Source organism: Bradyrhizobium manausense (assembly GCF_018131105.1).
GTDB classification, from domain to species: domain Bacteria; phylum Pseudomonadota; class Alphaproteobacteria; order Rhizobiales; family Xanthobacteraceae; genus Bradyrhizobium; species Bradyrhizobium manausense_B.
Map to the genome: position 1 here is coordinate 339,828 of NZ_JAFCJI010000002.1, position 22,803 is coordinate 362,630.

Below are 22,803 nucleotides of genomic sequence, written 5' to 3' on the forward strand. Positions count from 1 at the left end.
GAACTTAGATCCGGCGCGGTGATGCCAAGCCGTCTGGCCGTCCTCGAGACCGCCAGGGCGTCCGGGCAGCCGGCTGCACCGTGTCACAAAACTGTAATGGAATGGTCACAGGCAAGCAACGCGATCCGCCGTCCGACCTTCGCTTAATGTTAGCAGGCGGCGAACGGCCGCACCTCGGCGACGCTAAGCCTTCGCGATCCCGGCGATGAACAGATCGATCACCCCCTCTGCCATCCGCTCGATCTCACCCTCCTCCACGCCCCAGCGCGGGAAATGACCATCGAGGTTCATCCGCGCCAAACCGTAGACCAGGGCACGGCCGGCGATCTGGATGCGCTTGAGATCGACTGACCGCAGCACATCCTGCGCAGCCGCCTCAGCCAGCATCCGTTCCGTCAGCGCGACCAGCTCGGCATTGTCGCGGGTCAGCTCGGCCGAGCTGCCATGGGCGAAATAGCGCCCCGTGGAGATGATCTCGAAATGCGCGGGGTTTCGCATCGCCCATCGCACATAGGCGATGCCAAAGGCGCGGAAGCGCGCCAGCGGGTCGGTGGGCTGAACATTCGCCAGCGTCGCCTCGATCTCGGCCCGAAAACGCCGCTGCGCCTCCTCTGCCGCTGCAGCCATCAGCGCGTCGCGGTTGGGAAAGTGCCGGAACGGAGCCCCCGGCGATACCGCGGCCCGCCGCGCGGCCTCGCGCACCGAGACCTCGGCGCCTTCGGCCGCCAGTTGCAACGCAGCATCGATCAGCGCGCGGCGGAGGTCGCCGTGATGATAAGGCCGGGCTTCAGGCATCTGGCGACGGACGCGAGGTCTTGAGGGCTGACGGGCGGGCATGGCGCTTCCTAACATCACCCGAACGTGAATGTAAGCAGCGATTACACCATTGACGACGATGCCGCTTCGAAATGTAATCGTTGATTACATGAGGAGGAGACCACCGTGTCGCAACGTCGAAGCTGGTTCGAAGGCTGGCGGCTGCTTGCCGTTCTCACGCTGAGCCTCGTCGCCTTGAGCCTCTGGGTCGCTTCGATGCAACAGTTCGAGGTCGAAGGCGTACGCATGGTGATCCGTTTTACCGCCCGCAGTTCGCTGCTGCTGTTCTGCCTGGCCTTCAGTGCCACAGCGCTGGCGCGGCTGTGGCCCAACGCCTGGACGCACTGGCAGCGCCGCAACCGCCGCTACCTGGGCCTCAGCTTTGCGGCCTCCCACGCCATCCATGCCGTTGCGATCATCGTATTCGCCAAAATGGATCCGGCGGGCTTTGCCGAGGCGACCTCGCCGGCCTCCTACATCTTCGGCGGTATCGGCTATGCCGTCATCGTCGCCATGGGCGCGACCTCATTCGACCGCACCGCCGCGATGATCGGCCCCCGCGCCTGGCGCACGCTGCACCTCGTGGGCGGGTATTATCTCTGGTTTCAGTTCATGGTGTCGTTCGGCAAACGCGTGCCGGCGATGCCGACCTACGCGGCATTCCTCATTCCACTCCTGATCGTGATGGCGCTGCGGATGATCGCGATGGCCGCCCATCCACGCGGACGGACGGCCGAAGCGCGCTGAGCGCGGTCAAACCTGCGGCAGCAGTCCGAGCCGTTTGGCGATGATGCGGTCGAATGTCCGCTTCGGCAGTACCGCCCCGATCAGATGGCGCAGCCGGTCCGGTGTGATCTGGTAGCGCACCTTGGGGCTTGGCGAGGTAAGCGCCTCGAACACGATCTCGGCGACCCGCTCGGCGGGCAGACCATTGGCGCCGAGCTCCATCATGAAAGCCATGACCTTGTTGAGCGCGGGGAGATAGGGCGAGTTCTTGTAGACCGAGAGATCGATCTCCTCGGCCTTGCTCCAGATCGGCGTCTTCACCGCGCCCGGGGCGACGATGATGACGTCGATACCGAACAACATCAGCTCGCGGCGCAAACTCTCGGAGAGGCCTTCGATCGCGTGCTTGGAGGTGCAATAAGGCGCCGACAGCGGATTGCCGTTCTTGCCCGCGACCGAGCTGATCATCACGATTCGACCCTTCGGTCCCTTCAGGGACGGGTCGGCGCCGAGCAGCGGGCCGAACGCCTGGGTGGCGATGACAGGGCCGATGACGTTGATGTCCATCTGGCGGCGGAAATCATCCGCCGACAGTTCGAGCACGGGACCGGCGACCGCGACGCCAGCATTGTTGACGAGGCCCGCCAGCGTCTCGCCACCCAGCGCCTCGCGCACCTGGCGCGCGGCGGCCAGCACGGCAGCCTCATCGGTGACATCGAACAGCAGCGGCGTGAAGTTCGCGCCGAACTCCCCCGTCAATCGATCGGCATCCGCTTGTTTGCGGACGCTGCCAAAGACGCGATACCCGCGCCCGATCAGGAATTTTGCAATGGCCCAGCCAATGCCGGTGGACGCGCCGGTGACGACGACAGATCGCATGGTCCTCTCCCCCCTTTAGTGCCCCACGGTCAATGTAGAGAGAGGTCGCGTCAGCGCAATGCCACGGAGTTCTCAGGCCGCGCACGGACGATCTTTTTCGAAGCGGGACCGCGCTGCAAGAGGGTGGATCAGGTGTCGGTTCTTAAGATGAAGCGGCGCGCGAACGCCGCGACATGCGATTGGTCGCGACCTGAGAACGAGGATGAAGAGCCGAATCCTAGACTCTGAAGACGCAGAGCTTTCGGCGATCGCGAGCTCTGGAAATGACCTGAGAAACGACGCGAGCCCAAGAATGTGGTTTAAGTGTCAGTTCTTGTTGCTCTGAGAGGACATAAACTCGCGAAGGATTTGAATGAAGCAGCAATGCTTCGCGCGAGATGAAAAGAGCGAGACCGCTGTTTGCGATCTCGCTCAGATATAATCTCGAAGATTTAAGATTTGGTTTGGCGAGCGAAGCTTTTTGTTTTCGCTCTCGCGTCCCGAACGTAACGCGTCAGCGACGCGCTACCCCGGAACGACAACGACTCAGTTCTTCGACTTGTCGACCAGCGCACCCTTCTTGATCCAGGGCATCATGTCGCGCAGCTTCGCGCCGACTTCCTCGATCGGATGCTGGGCGAGCTTGGCGCGGGTCGCCTTGAACGAGGTCTGGTTGACCTTGTTCTCGAGCATCCAGTCGCGGGCGAACTTGCCGCCCTGGATGTCGGCGAGGACGCGCTTCATCTCGGCCTTGGTCTCCGCGGTGACGATGCGCGGACCGGTGACGTACTCGCCGTACTCCGCGGTGTTCGAGATCGAGTAGTTCATGTTGGCGATGCCGCCTTCATAGATCAGGTCGACGATCAGCTTCACTTCGTGGAGACATTCGAAATAGGCCATCTCCGGGGCGTAGCCGGCTTCGACCAGGGTCTCGTAGCCGCCCTTGATCAGTTCGACCAGGCCGCCGCAGAGCACGACCTGCTCGCCGAACAGGTCGGTCTCGCACTCTTCCTTGAAGGTGGTCTCGATGATGCCGGCGCGGCCGCCGCCGACAGCCGAAGCGTAGGACAGGCCGAGGTCATGGGCATTGCCCGAGACGTCCTTGGCGATCGCGATCAGGCAGGGCACGCCGCCGCCGCGCTGATACTCCGAACGCACCGTGTGGCCGGGGCCCTTCGGCGCGATCATCAGCACGTCGAGGTCGGCGCGGGGATCGAGCAGGTTGAAGTGGACGTTGAGGCCGTGCGCGAACACGAGGGCGGCGCCCTTCTTCATGTTGTCGTGCAGGTGCTCGCGATAGATGTCGCCCTGAAGCTCGTCCGGCGTCAGCATCATGACGAGGTCGGCCCATTTGGCGGCCTCGGCGACTTCCATCACCTTGAAGCCGGCGGCTTCGGCTTTCTTGACCGAGCCCGAGTCCTTACGCAGCGCAATGGCGACTTCCTTGACGCCGGAGTCCTTCAGGTTGAGCGCATGGGCGTGGCCCTGGCTGCCATAGCCGACGATGGCGACCTTCTTCCCCTTGATCAGGTTCAGGTCGGCGTCGCGATCGTAATAAACACGCATAGTCGTTTCCTCGTTCAGGGCCAAAAGCGGCCGATGGTCAGTGTCCGAAGGGTGAAATTTGCGGATTTCGGGGGCTGTCTAGAGCATTTCGGCCCCTGAGGGAAACCCGTTTCTGCATGGAAATCCGCGACATCATGCATCCATGAAAACGGGGTAGAGAGAGGCGAGCAGCAGGAGCGCCATCAGGATATTGAAGGCGCGGACCAGCCGCTCCGAGGTCAGCACCGGCCGTAGTGCAGTGCCGAAGAAAGCCCAGACCACGGTCGAGACCGTACCGACCAAGAGGCTGATCAGGGTCTGGATTGCGATGTTGACCGGGAACTGGGCGATGGCCGCGTAGGCCGTGATCGTGCCGATCACGATCACCCAACCCTTGGCGTTGATCCACTGGAACATCGCGGCGCCCCAGAACGTCATCGGGCCGCGGCCGTCCGCGTCGCCCGGCTTGGCCGGGCCGGACAAGGCAATCGCGGCGGCCAGGTAAATCAGATAGGCCGCGCCGGCATATTTCAGAATGGTCTGGAGGATCGGGTAGGCCAGGAAGACTGTGCCGAGCCCAAGGCCGACGGCGCCGACCATGAAGGCGAAGCCGATGGTGATACCGGCGATGTGCGGGATGGTGCGGCGGAAGCCGTAGGTCAGCCCCGACGACAGCAGCATGATGTTGTTCGGCCCCGGCGTGAAGAACATCACGAGGGCGAAGATGATGAAGGCGTAGAGCAGCGACTGGGACATGCTCACCTCACGCGGTCTTTGCAAGCAGCTGCCGACGCTGCGCCAGCACCATCACAGCGATACCGGCGACCACGGTCAGCATGCCGGCGAGACGCAACGGCCCGAACCGTTCGCCGAACACGATGCTGGACGCGGCCGATCCGACAAACGGCACCAGCAGCGCGAACGGCACGACTTGCGCGGCGGGATAGTCACGCAGCAGCCGTCCCCACAGCCAATAGGCGATGCTGGTGGAAATCGCGCCGATCACCAGCAGGCAGATGAGGCCGGTCAGCGACATGTGGATCAGCGACTGGAAGGTCGGCGCCGGTCCGTTGACGACGAGCGCGAGCGCGAAAAGCGGCACAGCCGAGGTGAGGCATAGCCAGGCGAACAGGTCGAACATCGGCGCGCCACGGGCACCGCGCAGCAGGAGATTGCCGACGGCGAAGCAGATCGGCGAGATCATCAGCACCGCAAAGGCGCTGACACTGAAATCATAGCCAACAGTACCGCAAATCATCAGCAGGCCGGCTGCAGCAATGGCGATGCCGAGCGTCTGCACCGGCGTCGGCCGCTCGCCGAATGCGATCGCCGCAAAGCCGATGGTGAACAGCGCCTGACTCTGCACGACGACGGAAGTCAGCCCCACCGGTACCCCATGGGCGATGCCGTAGGCCTGGCTCAGGAACTGGCCGAGGAACAGCGTGAAGCTGATCGCGATCAGGAGCGACCAGGCGACCTTCGGCTTCGGAATGAACAGGCACGGCACCGCTGCGATGGAAAAGCGCATCGCCGTCATCAGCTCAGGCGAAAATTCGTCGAGCGCGATCCGGCTCGCCACGAAGGCAAGCCCCCAGATGATCGCCACCAGGAGGGCGATGAGGATGTCGGCCGGCTTCATTGTTGTTTCCGGTTCTGCCCTGTCGTGCAGCCCTGCTTGTTCTTCTGTCTAGCCTTGCTCGCCGGCTTTCGGTTTGCGGAGCAGATACGTGCCGTGCATCGGCGCGTGGTAATCGGCCGAGACCAGCGCGAAGCCGACATCGGTCAGCATCCGCTCCATCACCCAGCCGAAAGTCGAATACTCGTCGCGCATATGGGTCACGACACTCTCGTGAGAGAAATCGTGGTTCTTGATCTGGTAGTCGGCCCATTGCTCGATATCGCGCTCGACCGCGTCGGGCATCGAGGCGTAGACGATGTCGCGCAGGTAGAAGGTCGCGCCGGGCTTCAGCGCGCGAAAGATCCGCGACATCGCCACGACCTTCCAGAAGTCAGGCAGATGATGCAGCGTGAACTCGCTGACGATGAGATCGTAGGATTCCGGCCGGTAAGCGAAGCTCAGCAGGCCGGCCGATTGGGTGCGCACGGGCGCCTTGCGATCGCGGGCATAGATCTCGGCAAGCGCCAGCATCGCCGGCGAAATATCGATGGCGTCGACATCTGCGCCCATCAACGCCGCCTCGGTGGCGAGCACGCCGTTGCCGCAGCCGATGTCGGCGATACGCCAGCCGCGCTGGACTCCCAGCATTTTGAGTGCGGCGCGCGCCCGCAGATCGGCATCGTCGTGGGCATCGTAGATCGACGCCACCGCGGGCTCGATGCCCATCCGGTTCCGCTCGTTATAGTACCAGTCGCGCGCCAGCATGGCTCACATCCCCTCAGGCCCGCGGCCGATCGCGGCAACGCCGGTGCGCGACACCTCGACAAGGCCGAGCGGGCGCATCAGGTCGATAAACTGGTTGATCTTGTCCGTATTGCCCGTGATCTCGAACACGAAGCTCTCGGTGGTGGCATCGATCACGCGGGCGCGGAAGGCGTCCGCCAGCCGCAGCGCTTCGACGCGATGCTCGCCCTGCCCGCGCACCTTCACCATCGCGAGCTCGCGCTCGATCGAGCGCTTGGTCTGGGTCATGTCGACGACCTGATAGACCGGGATCATGCGGTCGAGCTGATGCTTGATCTGCGCGATCACCATCGGCGTACCCGTGGTGACGATCGTGATGCGCGAGAGATGCTTCTGCGCTTCGGTTTCCGAGACCGTGAGGCTCTCGATGTTGTAGCCGCGACCCGAGAACAGCCCGATGACGCGCGCGAGCACGCCCGGCTCGTTTTGCACGAGCACCGCAAGCGTGTGCGTCTCGTTCGGATCGTGACGCTCCTCGATGAAGTAGGCTGATGCGGGCTGGTTCATTGTCGTCCCCTCTTGTCTCTGCCTTACGCCATCACTGGCGCATCCGTCCCGACCCAACGGCGGAACAGATCGAAGTCGATATTGCCGCCGGACAGCACGAGACCGACGCGCTTGCCGTTCAGCTTGTTCTTTTCCTGCATCGCCGCGGCGAGCGCGGCTGCACCGGCGCCTTCAGCGAGATTATGCGTATCGGTCCAGTAGGCACGGATCGCTGCAGCGACCTCGTCGTCGGTGACCTGGACAATGCGCGAGGCACCCTTGCGGATCAGCGCGAATGCATCCGCGTCCGGGATGCGTGTCGCCATGCCGTCGGCGCGCGTGTTGGCGGTGGCGGTCGTCACGATCTTGCCGGCGGCAAATGAGAGCGCGTAGGACGGCGCTTCCGTCGACTGCACGCCGACGATCTCGGTCTTCAGGCCGAGCAGGTCGCGGGCCATGATGCAGCCGCAGATGCCGGAGCCCTGCCCGATCGGTACATAGAGAATGTCGAGATCCGGCGCTGACCGGAACAGCTCGAGCGCATAGGTCGCAACGCCCAGCACCAGATCCGGGTGGAACGACGGCACCATGTGGAGTCCGGCGAACTGTGCGCGGCGCTCGGCCTCCTCGCGCGCGGCCTGAAAGTCTTCGCCGTGCTCGACCAGCTCGGCGCCAAATGCCTTCATCGCCCGGTTCTTCTCGACCGAATTGCCTGATGGCACGTAGATCACAGCCGGCACGCCGTGACGGCTCGCGGCAAAGGCCAGGCTCTGGCCGTGATTGCCGCGCGTCGCCGAGATGATGCCCGGCGTGTTCGGTCGCTCGCGCTTGAGCCGATCGAGATAGACCAGCCCGCCGCGCACCTTGAAGGCGCCGATCGGCGTGTGGTTCTCGTGCTTGACCACGACCTCGGTCCCGAGCCGCCCGGCGAGCAGGGGCCAGGCGCGTGCCGGCGTTGCCGGCACCGCCTGCCCCACGATCGCATGTGCGCGCTCGAGCTCCGTCAGGTAGAACATGGCCTCACACCAGTGCCTTGCCGCCGGCGAACGCCTTGGCCGTAGCCTCGTCGTTGGCCTGCTCGGGCAGCAGCATCTCGTTGTGCGCCTTTCCGGAGGGGATCATCGGGAAGCAGTTTTCCAGCGCGGCAACGCGGCAGTCGAACAGCACCGGGCGCTTGACCGAGATCATCTCCTGGATGGCGCCGTCGAGATCCGACGGCTTATGCACCTGGATGCCGACGCCACCATACGCTTCCGCGAGCTTGACGAAATCCGGCAGCGCCTCCGAGTAGGAGTGCGACAGCCGGTTGCCGTGGAGCAATTGCTGCCACTGGCGCACCATGCCCATGTACTGGTTGTTCAGGATGAAGATCTTGATCGGCAGCTCGTACTGAACCGCCGTCGACATCTCCTGCATCGTCATCTGCACCGAGGCATCGCCCGCGATGTCGATGACGAGGCTGTCGGGATGGGCGACCTGCACGCCGACCGCGGCCGGCAGGCCATAGCCCATGGTGCCGAGACCACCCGACGTCATCCAGCGATGCGGCTCCTCGAAGCCGAAGAACTGCGCCGCCCACATCTGGTGCTGACCGACCTCGGTCGTGATGTAGGTGTCCTTGCCTCGCGTCGCCTCGAACAGGCTCTGGATCGCATGCTGCGGCAGGATGACGTCGTTGCTCTTCTTGTAATAGAGCGAGTTGCGGGCGCGCCACTGCGCGATCTGCTGCCACCAGGCCTTGACGTCAGGTTTCTTCGCCTCGGCCTTGAACACCTGCAGGATGTCGCCGAGGATGTTGCCGCAATCGCCGATGATCGGCACGTCGACGCGGATGTTCTTGTTGATCGACGACGGGTCGATGTCGATATGGATCTTCTTCGAGTTCGGCGAGAACGCGTCGACACGGCCGGTGATACGGTCGTCGAAGCGCGCGCCGACGCACAGCATGACGTCGCAATCATGCATGGTCATGTTGGCTTCGTAGGTGCCGTGCATGCCGAGCATGCCGAGCCAGTTCTTGCCCGACGCCGGATATGCCCCCAGGCCCATCAGCGTGGACGTGATCGGGAAGCCCGTGACCTCGACCAGCTCGCGCAGCAGCTTGGTGGCCTCAGGGCCGGAATTGATGACGCCACCACCGCTATAGATCACCGGACGCTTGGCGCTCGCGAGCAGCGACACGGCCTTGCGGATTTGTGCCGCATCGCCCTTCACGCGCGGCGCGTAGGAGCGGTGCACGTCGGATTTGCGCGGCGGATGATAGGTGCCGGTCGCGAACTGCACGTCCTTGGGAACGTCGACCAGCACCGGGCCCGGGCGGCCCGTGGTCGCAACGTAGAACGCCTCGTGCAGCACCTTGGCGAGATCGTTGACGTCACGCACCAGCCAATTGTGCTTGGTGCAGGGCCGCGTGATGCCGACCGTGTCGCATTCCTGGAAAGCGTCATTGCCGATCAGATGCGTCGGCACCTGGCCGGAGATGCAGACCAGCGGGATCGAATCCATCAGCGCGTCGGTCAGCGGCGTCACCATGTTGGTGGCACCGGGGCCGGAGGTCACCAGCGCAACGCCCGGCCTGCCGGTCGAGCGGGCATAGCCCTCGGCAGCATGGCCCGCGCCCTGCTCGTGACGAACCAGGATGTGCTGGACTTCGCTCTGTTGAAAGATTTCATCGTAGATCGGAAGCACGGCGCCGCCGGGATAGCCGAAAATGTCGGTCACGCCATGATCGATGAGCGCGCGGACGATCATCGCGGCGCCGGTCATCTGGTTCGGATCGTGGCTCTTGTCGCTCATTGTCTTGCTCCGGATGCGCTGTTGTCAGCGGCTTCGTTCGTGTCGGGTTCGGGAAATAAAAAAGGCCCCGAAGAGGGACCCTGCACACCGCCTGTCATGTGGATGGCAGCTAGCCATCCCCGGCGGTGTGCCTGGGTACGACGGCGATAAGGAGTTTGGTAATAATGTTGCGCATGGCAGACGCTCGGCTTCCCAAAGGTTGCGCGAAACATAACGACCAAAGCCTCGATGTCAAGGCAAAGCGGCCGTTCCCGCGCGATTTTGGCAGTGTAGCGGTGTTCCCGGGGTTCGGCGAGAGGTAAATGCAGGAACCCGAGCACAAAAGCACGTCAACCGGGATCCCGGACCCCGTTTTCAAGCCATCCCCTTGCCGCCTCCGGCGTCACCCATTCGAATTCGGGCAATTGGTGCCTGAACCAGGTGAATTGCCGCTTGGCGTAGTGACGGGTGTCGGCCCGGCCGATGGTGGCGGCCTCCTCAAGGCTGTGCTCACCACGCAGATGCCGGATCAGGGCCGGCACGCCGTGAGCCTTCATGGCCGGCAGCAGCGGGTCGAGACCGCGGGTAGCGAGCCGCTCGACCTCTCTCAAGGCGCCGGCGCCAATCATGGCGTCGAAACGCGCGTCGATACGGGCATAGAGTTCGTCGCGCTCAGGCGCGAGGAACACCGCGCGAAAGCTGTTCTTGGGTAGTAACGGCGGCTGGCCCTCATTGTGCCAGTCGAGCAGCGAACGGCCGGTCGCCTCGATCACTTCGAGCGCACGTGCGATCCGCGTGCGGTCGCGCAAATTCAATCGCTCCGCCGCACGCCGATCACGGCGCGCAAGTTCAGCATGCAGTGCCTCGACGCCGTTCCGCTCCAGCCGCGCGCGCACATCCTCGCGCACCTCGGCCGGGATCGAGGGCACCGCCGAGAGACCCGCCGTCAGCGCCTTGAAATAGAGCCCGGTGCCGCCGACAAAGATCGGCAGGCGGCCGTCCGCCTCCGCCTCTTCCAGCGTCTTTGCGGCATCAGCAACCCAGGCGCCGGCCGAGAAATTCACGGCCGCATCGACATGGCCGTAGAGGCTATGCGGAACGCGTGCCTCCTCATCCGGCGTGGGACGCGCCGTGATGATCCGGAGGTCACGATAGACCTGCATGGAATCGGCATTGATGATTGTGCCGCCCGCGCGCGAGGCAAGCTCGAGCGCCAGCGCCGACTTGCCGCTGGCGGTCGGGCCTGCGATAAGCACGGCCTTGATCGGATGCCTCTCGCTCACGAAAACCTCAAATGTCCCTCGTCGCCACGCTGATCTGCAATCCCGCCAATCCCGCGCTCGACTCTACGATAGTCGACGGCGCCCGCGCCGTGCTGCCGCAGGCCGCGCCCGCGCACTGGCTGTTCGACGGGGTTGCTGTCGACATTCCCTTCGGCGCCGACAGTAACCTCGAAGGCGACCGCCACGCCATCGAACAGCGGCTGCGCGAGCTGCGCCGCGACCTGCCCATCGACATCGTCGTGCAGCCTGTTGGCTTCCGGCGCAAGAAGCTTTTTCTCGCTGACATGGATTCCACCATGATCGGCCAGGAATGCATCGACGAGCTAGCCGATCTCGTCGGAATGAAGGCCCATGTGGCTGGCATCACCGAACGGGCGATGCGCGGCGAGATCGAGTTCGAGCCGGCGCTGCGCGAGCGCGTCGCGCTGCTGAAGGACCTCCCCGCCAACGTCGTCGACGAGGTGCTGGCCAAGCGCATCACGCTGACCCCGGGCGGCCGCGAACTGGTCGCGACCATGCGCGCCCACGGCGCCTACACCTGCCTCGTCTCCGGCGGCTTCACGCTGTTCACGAGCGCGGTCGCAGCAAAGATCGGCTTCCAGGAGAACCGCGCCAACGAGCTCGTCGTGCGCGACGGCAAATTCACCGGCGAGGTGAAAGAGCCGATCCTCGGCCGTGCCGCCAAGCTCGCGACGCTGGTGGATCTGATGGAGTCGTTCGATCTCGACGATATCGACTCGGTCGTCGTCGGCGACGGCGCCAATGATCTGGCGATGATCCAGGCCGCGGGACTGGGCGTGGCATATCATGCCAAGCCGGCCGTCGCCGCTGCAGCGGCTGCACGGATCGACCACGGTGATCTCACCGCGCTGCTGTACGCACAGGGCTATCGGCGGGACGAGTTTGTTGAAGGATAAGTGCCGTGGTCGGCATGCCCGGGCTCGTCCCGGACATCCACGTTCTTATTGAAGCGCGTCGCGAAAGGCGTGGATGGCCGGGTCAAGCCCGGCCATGGCGAGACCTCAGTGCATCCCCTACTGCACGCTCAGCGCCACGAAGCGCAGCTCGCCGTCGCCGTTCGACACCAGCAACAGCGCCGACTTCTTGCCGTCCTTCTTGATCTGGTCGACGCGCTTCTGCACGTCGGCGCCGCTGGAGACTGCTTCCTGCGCGACCTCGACGATGACGTCGCCGGCGGAGAGCCGCTTCTCGGCGGCGTCCGAATTGGCCTCGACATTGGTGACGACCACACCCTTGACGGTGTCCTTGATCTTGTAACGCGTGCGCAGATCCTTGTTCAGCACGGCGAGATCGAGGCCGAGCGCCTTCTGCGTCACCGGCTTCTCCGGCGGCGGCTCGTCGGTCTTCACCGCGGTCTGTACCTTCTCGGGATCCTGCAGGCGGCCAAGCGTGACCTTCTTGGTCTGCTCCTCGCCCTTGCGGATGATGACGACGTCGACCTCCTTGCCGACCGCGGTGTCGGCAACGACGCGAGACAGGTCCTTCGGGTCCTTGACGTCCTTGCCGTCGAACTTGACGACGACGTCGCCCGGCTCGATGCCGGCGGGCTTCGCCGGGCCCTTGTCATCGATGCCGGCCACCAGCGCGCCGCGCGCCGGCTTGATGTTGAGGCTCTCGGCGATCTCGTCGGTGACGCTCTGGATGCGCACGCCAAGCCAGCCACGGCGCAATTCGCCGAACTGGCGGAGCTGGTCGACGACGCCCGCGACCGTCTTCGACGGCACGGCAAAGCCGATGCCGATCGAGCCGCCTGAGGGCGAGATGATCAGGGTGTTGACGCCGATGACGTCGCCTTCGAGGTTGAACAGCGGGCCGCCGGAATTGCCGCGATTGATGGCCGCATCGGTCTGGATGTAGCTGTCATAGGGGCCTGAGGAGATGTCGCGGTTCTTGGCCGAGACGATACCCGCGGTCACGGTTCCGCCAAGGCTGAACGGGTTGCCGATCGCGACCACCCAGTCACCGAGACGCAGCTTGTCGGAGTCGCCGAATTTCACCGAAACAAGCGGCTTAGGCGGCTTGAACTTCAGGACGGCCAAGTCGGTCTTCTTGTCGACACCAACGAGCTCGGCCTTGATCTTGGTGCCGTCGTTGAGGATGACGTTGATCTCGTCGGCATCGGCGATGACGTGATTGTTGGTCACGACGACGCCGGAGGTGTCGATGATGAAGCCCGAGCCGAGCGAATTGGTCTTGCGCGGCGGGCCGCTGCCGTTGTCGCCGCCCTTGCTGCCGCCACCGGGACCTTTGCGGTTCTTGAAGAAGTCGTCGAAGAATTCCTCGAACGGCGAGCCAGGCGGCAGTTGCGGCATGGTGTTGCTGCCGCCGCCCTTGGCTTCGACCGTCTGCGACGTTGAGATGTTGACGACAGCGTCGATCACCTTCTCGGCGACGTCGGCAATGCCCTCCGGTCCACGCGCTTGCGCCGGCGAGCCGAACACGCTGAAGGCACTGAGCGCGAGCGCGGCCAGCCCAAATCGGACGCCAAGTCGCGCATGTTGGCGCAAGCGGGTCGGGACAATGGTGGCAGCGGTCATTGTTGTCTCCAGAGAAAAGGATTCGGCGTCAAGACTGCGCTCGAACGGGGGCGCCGTGCAAGCGCGCAGCTTAACGGGCCTCAAGATCCCGATAATACGGCGAAAACCCGCCTCGCGCCTTCACTTTGGCGTTGGCGCTGCGGCTAGATCGGGCGCCGTATCACCCAGATCAGGATCAGGCCGACCACAGCCGAGCCGATCCCGACAGCCCGCAGGATGTTGTCCGGCGTGGCGATGGCGCTCTTCATGGCTTTGCGCATCCAGTTCGGACTTGCCGCGAACATCAAGCCTTCCAGCACAAACAGGATGCCTAAGCCGATGAGGAAGTCGGCGAACGCAATGGACCTCATCGGATTGGAACCTCCCGGTATGCTGTTCTTGTCTGGACGAAGGGCGGCCAGAACCTGACGCCCTTGTCTAGCTTACGGTTTCGCCGGTGTCTCGGCCGCCGTCTTGCCGGATGGGTTACCAAAATACCGGAAGAAATCCGAGTCCGGCCGCAGCAGGAAACGGGTGTCATTCGGCTTCAGCCCGCTTTCGTAGGCCGTCATCGACCGGTAGAAGGCGAAGAAATCAGCATCCTTACCATAGGCTTCGGCAAAGAGACGGTTGCGCTCGGCGTCGCCGATGCCGCGCGTCTGCTCGGCCTGCGAGTTGGCTTCGGCGATGATCACGGTCACATCGCGGTCGGCCTTGGAGCGAATTTCCTGCGCCTTCTGGCCGCCTTGCGCGCGGAATTCGGCCGCTTCGCGCTGCCGCTCGGACTTCATCCGGTCGTACACCGCCTGGCTGTTCTGCTCCGGCAGATCGGCGCGGCGAATGCGAACGTCGACGACTTCGATGCCGTAGCCGCCGGCTTCGCGGTCGAGCTGCTCGCGGATGCGCCCCATCAGCTTTTCGCGTTCATCACGCACCACGGTGATGAAGTTGACCTCGCCGAGCACGCGGCGCAGTGCCGCGTTCAGGAGAGAGGTGAGCTGGAGGTTCGCGGCCTGGATCGAGCCGACGCTCTGATAGAAGCGCAGCGCATCCTTGATGCGGTAGCGCGCAAAGGCGTCGACCACGAGACGCTTCTGGTCGGAGGCAATGACCTCTTGCGACGGGTTCTCCAGGTCGAGGATCCGCTTGTCGATGTTGATCACCGAGTTCCAGGGCGCCTTGAAGTGCAGCCCGGGATCAGTGACGACGTCGACCGGCGCACCGAATTGCAGCACGATGGTCTGCTCGGTCTGCTGCACCGTGAACAACGACATGTAGCCGACGATCACGACCAGAAGCGCCGCAAGCAGGGCGACGATACCTGTAACGGGAGACCTCATCTCGTGCCTCCGCTCGGCAACTGGCCCGTTGTCGGGGGCTTCTTGGTCGACAATTCACTGAGCGGCAAATAGGGCACGACACCCTGGCCCGAAGGGCCTCCGTCGTAGATCAGCTTGTCCGAGCCGCCGAGCACGCGCTCCATCGTCTCCAGATAGATACGTTCACGCGTCACGTCGGGTGCCTTCTTGTATTCCTCGTAGACCTTCAGGAAGCGTGCGCTCTGGCCCTTGGCCTCGGCGACCGCCTGTTCCTTGTAGCCCTCGGCATCTTGCTGGATCTTGGCTGCCCGGCCCCGTGCTTCCGGCACGACCTTGTTGGCATAAGTCTGCGCTTCGTTCGACAACTGCTCGAGATTGGCACGCGCCGCCTGCACGTCGCGGAACGCATCGATCACCTGCGCCGGGGGATCGACCTTCTGCATCTGCACCTGGGTGATCTGGATGCCGGCACCATAGCCATCGAGCGTCTTCTGCATCAGATCCTGCACGGTGGTCTCGGTCTGCGTCCGCGCGCCGGTCAGGATCGGCTGGATGTCGGAGCGGCCGATCACTTCGCGCATCGCGCTCTCGGCCACCGCCTTCACGGTGCCCTCGGGATTCTGGATGTTGAACAGGAAGTTGCCGACACCGTTGGGCTTGATGCGCCACAGCACGGTGAAGTCGACATCGACGATGTTCTCGTCACCGGTGAGCATCAGGCTCTCTTCCGGTACGTCACGGATCGAGCGGCCGCGACGGGCCGGATCGTCGATCAGCGTCATGCCGATGGAAATGGTCGACACGCGCAGAGCCTTCGGCAGCAGCACGGTCTCGATCGGATAGGGCAGATGATAGTTCAGTCCGGGGTCAACGGTACGCACATGCTTGCCGAAGCGCAGCACGACGCCCTGCTCTTCCGACTGCACGCGGAAGAAGCCCGACAGCAGCCAGAGCGCGACGACGATGAGCAGGATCAGCGTGATGCCGATTCCGGAGAAATAGCCGCCCGGCATGATCTGCTGGAGCCGGTCCTGGCCACGCCGCAGAAGGTCTTCCAGATCCGGCGGCCTCGGCCCGACCGGTTGCGGGCCTGTGCCCCAAGGTCCTTTCGGACCCGAGCCCCACGGGCCACCGCCCTGATTCTTCCACGGCATTCGACGCTCTCCTCGGCAGACCGGGACTAGAACTAAGCCGGCCCGCATTGTCCGGACCGGCTTTATAGGGGACCGAAAGGGCCCTTACAACGCAAGCCTCGCCGTCCTCCGAGCTAAGCTCGGGGGTAGAAAAGTCAATGTTAACATTGGCGAATGCAGTTAATGGGACGGCCGCCGACGATATGTCACATAGGAGAAGTCGGCGCTGTCGTCCGGGCCAGCCGGGTGGCGGACGCGCGCGGTCTCCTCCCACTGCGCCTTGTCGATGTCGAAATGCGTGTCGCCGTCCGGCCGCGCATGCACTTCGGTGATCTCGAGGCGGTCGGCACGATCGAGCCATTGCCGGAAGATTTCAGCGCCGCCGATCACGGCGATTTCAGCGGCTGAACGCCGCAGGGCATCACCAAGCGCAACCGCGCCCGCGTCGGCTGCCGATGTCGTGACAATGGCGCCGGCAGCGCGATAGGCGGCATCGCGCGTGATCACGATGTTCGTACGGTTCGGCAGCGGACGGCGCGGCAAGGATTCGAAGGTCTTGCGGCCCATGATCACGGGCTTGCCGATCGTGAGCGCCTTGAAGCGCGCCAAGTCGGATTTCAGTCGCCACGGCATTGCGTTGCCGGCACCGATGACGCCGTTCTCGGCGATGGCAACGACGAAGACGATCTCCATCAGGACGCGCTCCCCGCAAGTCGTGTCAGTGCGGGACCAGATACGCGGCACAGCGTCCAGTCATCCAGCATCACCGCGCCTAGCGATTTGTAGAACGCAATCGACGGCGAGTTCCAGTCGAGCACCGACCATTGCAGGCGCGACCAGCCGTTGTCGACGCATTCCTTCGCGAGATAGGTCAGCAGCGCCCTGCCGAGACCTTTGCCCCGATGCGATGGCCGCACATAGAGATCTTCGAGATAGATGCCGTGGCGGCCGCTGAAGGTGGAGAAATTCAGGAACCAGACCGCGAAGCCGACCGGTTCGCCGCTCCACTCCGCAACCGCGCAAAAGAGCCTGGGATCGCCGCCGAACAGAGCGTCCGCAATGTCACTCTCGGTCGCCTCGACCTCATGCGAGAGCTTTTCGTACTCGGCGAGCTCACGGACAAAATCAAGTACGAGCCCCGCTTCGCCAGGACGCGCGCGGCGAATGCTGAGCGACATCGGCGTCAGACCGCGACTGCCGCCTTGATATGCGGATGCGGATCGTAGCCGACGAGCTCGAAATCCTCGTAGCCGAAGGAGAAGATGTCCTTCACGTCAGGATTGATCCGCATCACCGGCAGCGCACGGGGTGCACGCGCAAGCTGGAGCCGCGCCTGCTCCAGATGGTTGGAATAGAGATGGGTGTCGCCGAACGAATGCACGAAGTCGCCGGGCTTCAGGCCGGTGACCTGCGCCACCATCATGGTGAGCAGCGCATACGATGCGATGTTGAAGGGCACGCCGAGGAACACGTCGGCCGAGCGCTGATAGAGCTGGCACGACAGCTTGCCGTTGGCGACGTAGAACTGGAACAGGCAGTGACACGGCGGCAGCGCCATCTTGTCGACTTCGGCCGGATTCCAGGCCGAGACGATCAGGCGGCGCGAGTCCGGATTGCGCTTGATCATGTCGACGACGTCAGTGATCTGGTCGATGCTGCGTCCGTCCGGCGCCGGCCAGGAGCGCCATTGATGGCCGTAGACCGGGCCAAGATCGCCATTGGCATCCGCCCACTCGTCCCAGATGGTGACGCCGTTGTCCTTGAGATATTTGATGTTGGTGTCACCCTTCAGGAACCACAGCAGCTCATGCACGATCGCCTTCAGCGGCAGCCGCTTGGTGGTCAGCATCGGGAAGCCCGCGGACAGATTGAAGCGCATCTGGTGGCCGAACACCGACAGCGTGCCGGTACCGGTCCGGTCGGTCTTCTCGGCGCCGTCTGATAGAATCCGCTCGAGCAGGTCCTGATACTGGTGCATGTGCCAATGAGCCCTTGGGGAGGCGGCGAACTTAACGACGCCCCCGGCGCTGCGACAGCGGCGATTCGCTGTGCACACCGATTATACCCGGAAAAGTGAGAGCTCCCGGCGCAAACGACAAGGGGGCGGAACTAACGTTCCGCCCCTCTCCTATCAACTTGATTGTGCTGCTTAACTTGCCGGCTTGAGCACCGGGGTCCACTTCGCGATCTCGGATTTGACCAGGCTGGCGAGCGCCTCGGGCGTTCGGCCCGCAGCATCCGGAATGACGCTACCGAGCTCCAACAGGCGCTTCTTCACGACCTCGTCGTCGAGCGCCTTGGCGACGGCCGCGTTCAGGCTCGCAAGGATCGCGGGCGAGGTACCCTTGGGCGCAAACATCGCGTTCCAGGCCTGGGCCTGAAATGTCGGCAGGCCGGCTTCGGTGGTGGTCGGCACGTTCGGCAGCGACGGATTGCGCGCCGGCGTTGCGATTGCATAGGCCTTGATGGTGCCGGCGTTGATCTGCGGCACCGCGTTGACGATCTGGTCGCACATGTAGTCGATTTGACCTGCGACCAGTGCGTTCATCGCGGGTCCTGTGCCGTTGAAGGGTACGCTCACCGGCTTGACGTCAAGGATGGAGTGCAGGAGTTCGCAGGACACGTGCGAGACAGAGCCGATGCCGGCATGCGCCGCGTTCACCTTCTCGGCGTTGGCCTTCACGTAAGTCACGAACTCCTTCAGATCCTTCGGCGGGAAATCCTTGCGCGCCAGGATCAGGATCGGCGTGCCCGCGAGCAGCGCGATCGGCTCGAAGTCCTTCTCGGGATGATAGGCGAGCTTCGGATAGAGCGGCACGGAGGCGGCGTGCGTGCCCATGTGCCCGGTGATCAGCGTATAACCGTCATTGGTCGCCCGCGCCGCGCGCGTGGTCGCGGTAGTGCCGCCGGCGCCAACCACGTTCTCGATGATGATGCTCTGGCCGAGCGTCTGCGCCATGTGGCCGGTGACGATGCGCGAAATCACATCGGTCGGGCCGCCGGCCGCGAACGGCACGACCATGGTGATGCTGCGCGTCGGATAGGTCTGCGCTTCGCTCGGCGCGACAAAGCCGCACAGCGATGCGAGCATGGCGGCACATGCGCCCGTGAGCGCGCGAACAGACGTCATCTCGATCTTCTCCGACACAAACAAAAATGCCGGCCACACGGCCGGCATTTTCATTTCACGAAGACGGCGAGCAAGTCGATTGGACTTCCGAATGCGGCGGGCCGACGCGTGACACGCCGACGCAGGCGCGCCGCGATCAGTTCTCGGATTCGGTGAACACCTCGTCGCGCTTGGCGCGTAGCGCCGGCAGCACCGTGAGCACCAAAAGGAAGGCAGCGATCGCCAGCAGCACGGCCGACAACGGACGCGTTAAGAACACGCTCCAGTCACCACGCGAGATCAGCAGCGCGCGGCGCAGGTTCTCTTCCATCAGCGGTCCGAGCACCATGCCGAGCAGCAGCGGCGCGGGTTCGAAGTCGTGCTTGATCAGCCAATACCCGACGAGACCGAACGCGCCTGCGAGGATGACATCGACCGGCGCGTTGTTCACCGAGTAGATGCCGATCGCGCAGAAGATCACGATCGAGGGGAACATCAGCCGGTACGGCACGCGAAGCAGGCGAACCCAGATGCCGACCAGCGGCAGGTTGATGATGATCAACATCAGATTGCCGATCCACATCGAGGCGATCATGCCCCAAACGAGATCCGGCTGTTTCTGCATTACCTGCGGGCCTGGCACGATGCCATGGATGGTCATCGCGCCCACCATCAGCGCCATCACCGCGTTCGGCGGGATGCCGAGCGTCAGCAACGGGATGAAAGAGGTCTGCGCGGCTGCGTTGTTGGCGCTTTCCGGCGCCGCCACGCCCTCGATCGCACCGCGGCCGAACCGCGACGGGTTCTTGGCGATCTTCTTCTCGAGCGTATAGGACGCAAACGACGCGATGACAGCGCCGCCGCCCGGCAAGATGCCGAGGATCGAGCCGAGCACGGTGCCGCGCAGGATCGCAGGCGTCGAGTCGATCAGGTCCTTCCTGGTCGGCATCAGGCCGGTGATCTTCTGCTGCACGAGATCGCGGTTCATCTCGGAGCCGGCGTCGAGGTTGCGGATGATCTCGGCGAAGCCGAACACGCCCATTGCCACCGTCGCAAAGCCGAGACCGTCAGCAAGCTCCGGAATGTTGAATGCCATGCGCGAAGCACCGGTCTCGATGTCGGATCCGACCATCGACAGCAACAGGCCGAACACGATCATCGCGATCGCCTTCAGCACCGACCCCTTGGCCAGCACGACCGCGAAGATCAGGCCGAGCACCATCAGCGAGAAATATTCGGCCGGGCCGAACGCCAATGCGAGCTTGGTCAGCGGCGCGCCGAGCACGGCGATGAGCACGGTCGCGACGCAACCGGCGAAGAACGAGCCGATCGCAGCGATCGCGAGCGCCGGACCGGCACGTCCCTGCTTGGCCATCTGGTGGCCGTCGATGGCGGTGACGACCGATGTCGCCTCACCGGGAATGTTGACCAGGATCGACGTGGTCGAACCGCCGTACTGAGCGCCGTAATAGATGCCGGCGAGCATGATCAGCGCGCCGACCGGCGGCAATCCGAACGTGATCGGCAGAAGCATCGCGACAGTTGCGACCGTGCCGATACCCGGCAGCACGCCAACGAGCGTGCCGACCAATGCGCCAATCAGGCACATCAGAATATTGATCGAAATCGGGATCGACAGTCCGAACAGCCAGGAGGGTGACCACCAGGAAATCTGAAACACCACACCGAAACCGAGGCCCAGATTGTGGAAAAGATCGAACATCACAACCTCACTGAACCAGGAAGCGCGGGAACATCGGCATCGGCAGCCCGAGCACGTAGGGGAAAAGTAGCGCGCAGCCGAGCGTCAGGCAGGCGCCGACGATGATTGCCTCGATCCAGCGCGTTTCATGCGTCCCCATCGCCGCGATCAGGAAACTCACGAACGCAGTAACCACGACCCCAAGTGGGCGAATGGCCAGGGCGAAGAAGACGATCGAGACCATTACGAAGAGCGGCCCGCGCCAGGAATAATGCGCCATCGCCGGTCCGTCGAACAACAATCCGGTCAATGCGATGCCGGCGCCAAGCGCAACCAGAAGCGCGCCGAACATCCGAGGCGCCGTGCCTGCGCCAAAGGAGAAGCCGCGCATCCCCTGCAAATCGCTGGAGGCCCAAAGCGCGAACAAGGCCAACGCCAGCAGGACGATCCCGCCGACATAGTCCTGTGCCGACCGGATCGTCATGAAGATCGTGAGGATCGCCACGGCGAACAGCGGGTAGGAATAGATCAGCGCGAGCAGCACATCCGATGACGCCTTCTTGGTGTCACCGCCGACCGCTCCGACCAACGCAGCGGGAGCACCTGCCACCAGCGCCGTCGCATGCGCGGCCACGATCTGCAATGGACCGCGCCCGGCGCCCCAGCCAAAGATCGTCCCGATCGACCAGATCAATTCGAAAATTTGCGGCGCTATGGCCAGCACACAGAAGCCGATGGCCACCGATGTGTTTCTGGTGGCTGTCGCCGAGTGGCCCATTGTGTCGGCCATGCATGCCTCCTCCGCGACCCGTAAGTCACGAGCACTGTTGTTCTAATCGGCTGGAAAAAGGATCCGCCCGCCCGATCATTGCCTAGCGATTTTCATCACACAATGCCAGCAAAACCCAACAGCCCGCCCGCGAGCAGAAGCCACAGCGGATTGACGCGCGAGACGGAGGCGATCAGTGCGACCGTTGCGGTGAGAAGCAGTGCAGCAATGGTGCGATCTGTCGATTGGGCGAGGATCAAGGCACTCGCCGCCATCAATCCGATCGACAGCGGAACCAGTGCGGCCTGGATCAGGCCGGGCCAGCGCGATTGGCTCGGCCGGTTCAGGAGCCGGCTGACATAATAGGCAAGCAGCGCCGTCGGCAGGCACATCGCCAGCGTCGCTGCCAGCGCGCCGGGAATGCCGGCGACCGCATAGCCGATCAACGTGACGATGAGAACGTTCGGACCCGGCGAGAGCTGCGCGATCGCATAGGCGTCGGCGAATTGCTTGTCGGTCATCCAGTGATGCACATCCACCGCGATGCGGTGCATCTCGGGCACCGCCGCGGCAGCGCCGCCGACCGCGAACAGCGACATCAGACCGAAGGTGGAGATCAGCGCCCAGATCGGGTTCTCGCTACTCATGCTGCTACCTTCCGCCGCATCACATAGGTGAGACCAATGCTGAGCGGGATCGCGATCAGCAGCACCGCCTGCAGCGGCAGACGAAGTATGCCGATAGCAACGAACACGCCGAGCATCAGGATGAGCACGACGACGTCGATCCGTTTGAGCAGCGGCGTCATCATCCGGAAGACCACAGCGATCAGGAGGCCGACCGCCGCGCAGGAGATGCCCGCAAGAATCCGGCGCAGCACCTCCACATCGCCGAAGCGGGCGTAGATGATCGCGAGCACGGTCATGATCAGCGTCGGCGGCAGCAACAGTCCTGTGAAGGCGGCGACGCCGCCGGCGATGCCCCGCAGCCGCGAGCCGAACACCATCGACAGGTTGACGATGTTGGGCCCGGGCAGGAAATGGCAGAGCGCGAAGGTCTCGTTGAACTCGTCGGCTGTCATCCAGCGGTGCTGGTCGACGATGGCGTGCCGGGCAAACACCAGGACGCCGCCGAAGCCGGCCAGCGACATCCTGGCGAAGGCCAGGAATAACGCCAGAAGACCGGGCGGAGCGGCGGGGGTGACGGGAATTTCCGGCTCTTGGGTGGCCGGTGCTGAATCCGTGGACATGTCAGCAGCTTAGAACGCGGGTCGCGGTTCGGCCAAGCTCAGGACTGCGACCGTCCCGGACCTATCCAAAGGAA

At 63.8% G+C, this 22,803-nt stretch carries 24 protein-coding genes; 2 read left to right on the plus strand and 22 right to left on the minus strand.

The window, feature by feature from the left end:
- Nucleotides 1-183 precede the first annotated feature (183 nt).
- Nucleotides 184-837 carry a TetR/AcrR family transcriptional regulator gene (locus tag JQ631_RS21895; RefSeq protein WP_249160868.1) on the minus strand — a complete coding sequence of 218 codons (654 nt, stop codon included), beginning with the start codon at nt 835-837 and terminating at the stop codon, nt 184-186.
- 105 nt (nt 838-942) lie between these two features.
- On the opposite strand from JQ631_RS21895, the gene JQ631_RS21900 reads away from it, so the two are divergent.
- On the plus strand, nt 943-1,563 hold the full coding sequence (locus tag JQ631_RS21900) for a hypothetical protein (protein WP_212329064.1): 621 nt from the start codon (nt 943-945) through the stop codon (nt 1,561-1,563).
- Between the two features lie 6 nt (nt 1,564-1,569).
- Here JQ631_RS21900 and JQ631_RS21905 read toward each other — a convergent pair whose 3' ends face one another.
- The 9 genes from JQ631_RS21905 to miaA all read right to left on the minus strand — a co-directional run bounded on the left by JQ631_RS21905 (nt 1,570) and on the right by miaA (nt 10,911).
- Complete coding sequence (locus JQ631_RS21905; RefSeq protein ID WP_212329066.1) at nt 1,570-2,421, minus strand: SDR family oxidoreductase; 852 nt, start codon at nt 2,419-2,421, stop codon at nt 1,570-1,572.
- 525 nt (nt 2,422-2,946) lie between these two features.
- Nucleotides 2,947-3,966 (minus strand): ketol-acid reductoisomerase, encoded by a 1,020-nt coding sequence (ilvC, locus tag JQ631_RS21910; RefSeq protein WP_027529584.1) that lies wholly within the window; start codon nt 3,964-3,966, stop codon nt 2,947-2,949.
- Nucleotides 3,967-4,098: 132 nt separating this feature from the next.
- Nucleotides 4,099-4,701 (minus strand): LysE family translocator, encoded by a 603-nt coding sequence (locus JQ631_RS21915; RefSeq protein WP_212329068.1) that lies wholly within the window; start codon nt 4,699-4,701, stop codon nt 4,099-4,101.
- Between the two features lie 7 nt (nt 4,702-4,708).
- Complete coding sequence (locus JQ631_RS21920) at nt 4,709-5,584, minus strand: EamA family transporter (RefSeq protein WP_212329070.1); 876 nt, start codon at nt 5,582-5,584, stop codon at nt 4,709-4,711.
- 48 nt (nt 5,585-5,632) lie between these two features.
- A complete protein-coding gene (locus JQ631_RS21925) occupies nt 5,633-6,328 on the minus strand; it encodes a class I SAM-dependent methyltransferase (RefSeq protein ID WP_212329072.1) in 696 nt (231 codons plus the stop codon).
- A 3-nt stretch (nt 6,329-6,331) separates the two neighbouring features.
- Nucleotides 6,332-6,874 carry an acetolactate synthase small subunit gene (gene ilvN, locus JQ631_RS21930; protein WP_008131512.1) on the minus strand — a complete coding sequence of 181 codons (543 nt, stop codon included), beginning with the start codon at nt 6,872-6,874 and terminating at the stop codon, nt 6,332-6,334.
- 23 nt (nt 6,875-6,897) lie between these two features.
- Nucleotides 6,898-7,869 carry a threonine dehydratase gene (locus tag JQ631_RS21935; protein ID WP_212329074.1) on the minus strand — a complete coding sequence of 324 codons (972 nt, stop codon included), beginning with the start codon at nt 7,867-7,869 and terminating at the stop codon, nt 6,898-6,900.
- A 4-nt stretch (nt 7,870-7,873) separates the two neighbouring features.
- The gene (locus JQ631_RS21940; protein ID WP_212329076.1) at nt 7,874-9,649 is read right to left on the minus strand and encodes an acetolactate synthase 3 large subunit; all 1,776 of its coding nucleotides are present in this window, start codon (nt 9,647-9,649) and stop codon (nt 7,874-7,876) included.
- Nucleotides 9,650-9,978: 329 nt separating this feature from the next.
- The gene (gene miaA, locus JQ631_RS21945; protein ID WP_212329078.1) at nt 9,979-10,911 is read right to left on the minus strand and encodes a tRNA (adenosine(37)-N6)-dimethylallyltransferase MiaA; all 933 of its coding nucleotides are present in this window, start codon (nt 10,909-10,911) and stop codon (nt 9,979-9,981) included.
- 11 nt (nt 10,912-10,922) lie between these two features.
- Here miaA and serB point away from each other — a divergent pair, with 11 nt between their 5' ends.
- Nucleotides 10,923-11,828 (plus strand): phosphoserine phosphatase SerB, encoded by a 906-nt coding sequence (gene serB / locus JQ631_RS21950; RefSeq protein ID WP_212329080.1) that lies wholly within the window; start codon nt 10,923-10,925, stop codon nt 11,826-11,828.
- Nucleotides 11,829-11,945: 117 nt separating this feature from the next.
- Here the strand turns inward: serB and JQ631_RS21955 are convergent, their stop codons facing one another.
- From JQ631_RS21955 to JQ631_RS22010, 12 genes are all read right to left on the minus strand, one after another.
- Nucleotides 11,946-13,469, minus strand: a complete 1,524-nt coding sequence (locus JQ631_RS21955; protein WP_212329084.1) for a Do family serine endopeptidase — start codon at nt 13,467-13,469, stop codon at nt 11,946-11,948.
- 143 nt (nt 13,470-13,612) lie between these two features.
- Nucleotides 13,613-13,819 (minus strand): DUF2065 domain-containing protein, encoded by a 207-nt coding sequence (locus tag JQ631_RS21960; RefSeq protein ID WP_212329085.1) that lies wholly within the window; start codon nt 13,817-13,819, stop codon nt 13,613-13,615.
- Nucleotides 13,820-13,891: 72 nt separating this feature from the next.
- Nucleotides 13,892-14,788 (minus strand): protease modulator HflC, encoded by an 897-nt coding sequence (hflC, locus tag JQ631_RS21965; protein ID WP_212329087.1) that lies wholly within the window; start codon nt 14,786-14,788, stop codon nt 13,892-13,894.
- Nucleotides 14,785-15,921, minus strand: a complete 1,137-nt coding sequence (hflK, locus tag JQ631_RS21970; protein WP_212329089.1) for an FtsH protease activity modulator HflK — start codon at nt 15,919-15,921, stop codon at nt 14,785-14,787. The genes hflC and hflK overlap by 4 nt, the downstream gene beginning before the upstream one ends.
- A 159-nt stretch (nt 15,922-16,080) precedes the next feature.
- Entirely contained in the window at nt 16,081-16,593 is a 513-nt protein-coding gene (locus JQ631_RS21975; protein ID WP_212329091.1) for a dihydrofolate reductase, read from the minus strand.
- The gene (locus JQ631_RS21980; protein ID WP_212329093.1) at nt 16,593-17,078 is read right to left on the minus strand and encodes a GNAT family N-acetyltransferase; all 486 of its coding nucleotides are present in this window, start codon (nt 17,076-17,078) and stop codon (nt 16,593-16,595) included. The genes JQ631_RS21975 and JQ631_RS21980 overlap by 1 nt, the downstream gene beginning before the upstream one ends.
- Before the next feature lie 5 nt (nt 17,079-17,083).
- On the minus strand, nt 17,084-17,878 hold the full coding sequence (locus JQ631_RS21985; protein ID WP_212329095.1) for a thymidylate synthase: 795 nt from the start codon (nt 17,876-17,878) through the stop codon (nt 17,084-17,086).
- Between the two features lie 171 nt (nt 17,879-18,049).
- Nucleotides 18,050-19,030, minus strand: a complete 981-nt coding sequence (locus JQ631_RS21990; RefSeq protein ID WP_212329097.1) for a tripartite tricarboxylate transporter substrate-binding protein — start codon at nt 19,028-19,030, stop codon at nt 18,050-18,052.
- Nucleotides 19,031-19,166: 136 nt separating this feature from the next.
- The gene (locus tag JQ631_RS21995) at nt 19,167-20,732 is read right to left on the minus strand and encodes a tripartite tricarboxylate transporter permease (protein ID WP_212329099.1); all 1,566 of its coding nucleotides are present in this window, start codon (nt 20,730-20,732) and stop codon (nt 19,167-19,169) included.
- A 7-nt stretch (nt 20,733-20,739) separates the two neighbouring features.
- Entirely contained in the window at nt 20,740-21,501 is a 762-nt protein-coding gene (locus JQ631_RS22000; RefSeq protein WP_212329101.1) for a tripartite tricarboxylate transporter TctB family protein, read from the minus strand.
- Nucleotides 21,502-21,596: 95 nt separating this feature from the next.
- Nucleotides 21,597-22,127 (minus strand): chromate transporter, encoded by a 531-nt coding sequence (locus tag JQ631_RS22005; protein ID WP_212329103.1) that lies wholly within the window; start codon nt 22,125-22,127, stop codon nt 21,597-21,599.
- A complete protein-coding gene (locus tag JQ631_RS22010) occupies nt 22,124-22,729 on the minus strand; it encodes a chromate transporter (protein WP_212329105.1) in 606 nt (201 codons plus the stop codon). Before JQ631_RS22010 ends, JQ631_RS22005 begins: the two co-directional genes overlap by 4 nt.
- Between the last annotated feature and the right edge of the window lie 74 nt (nt 22,730-22,803).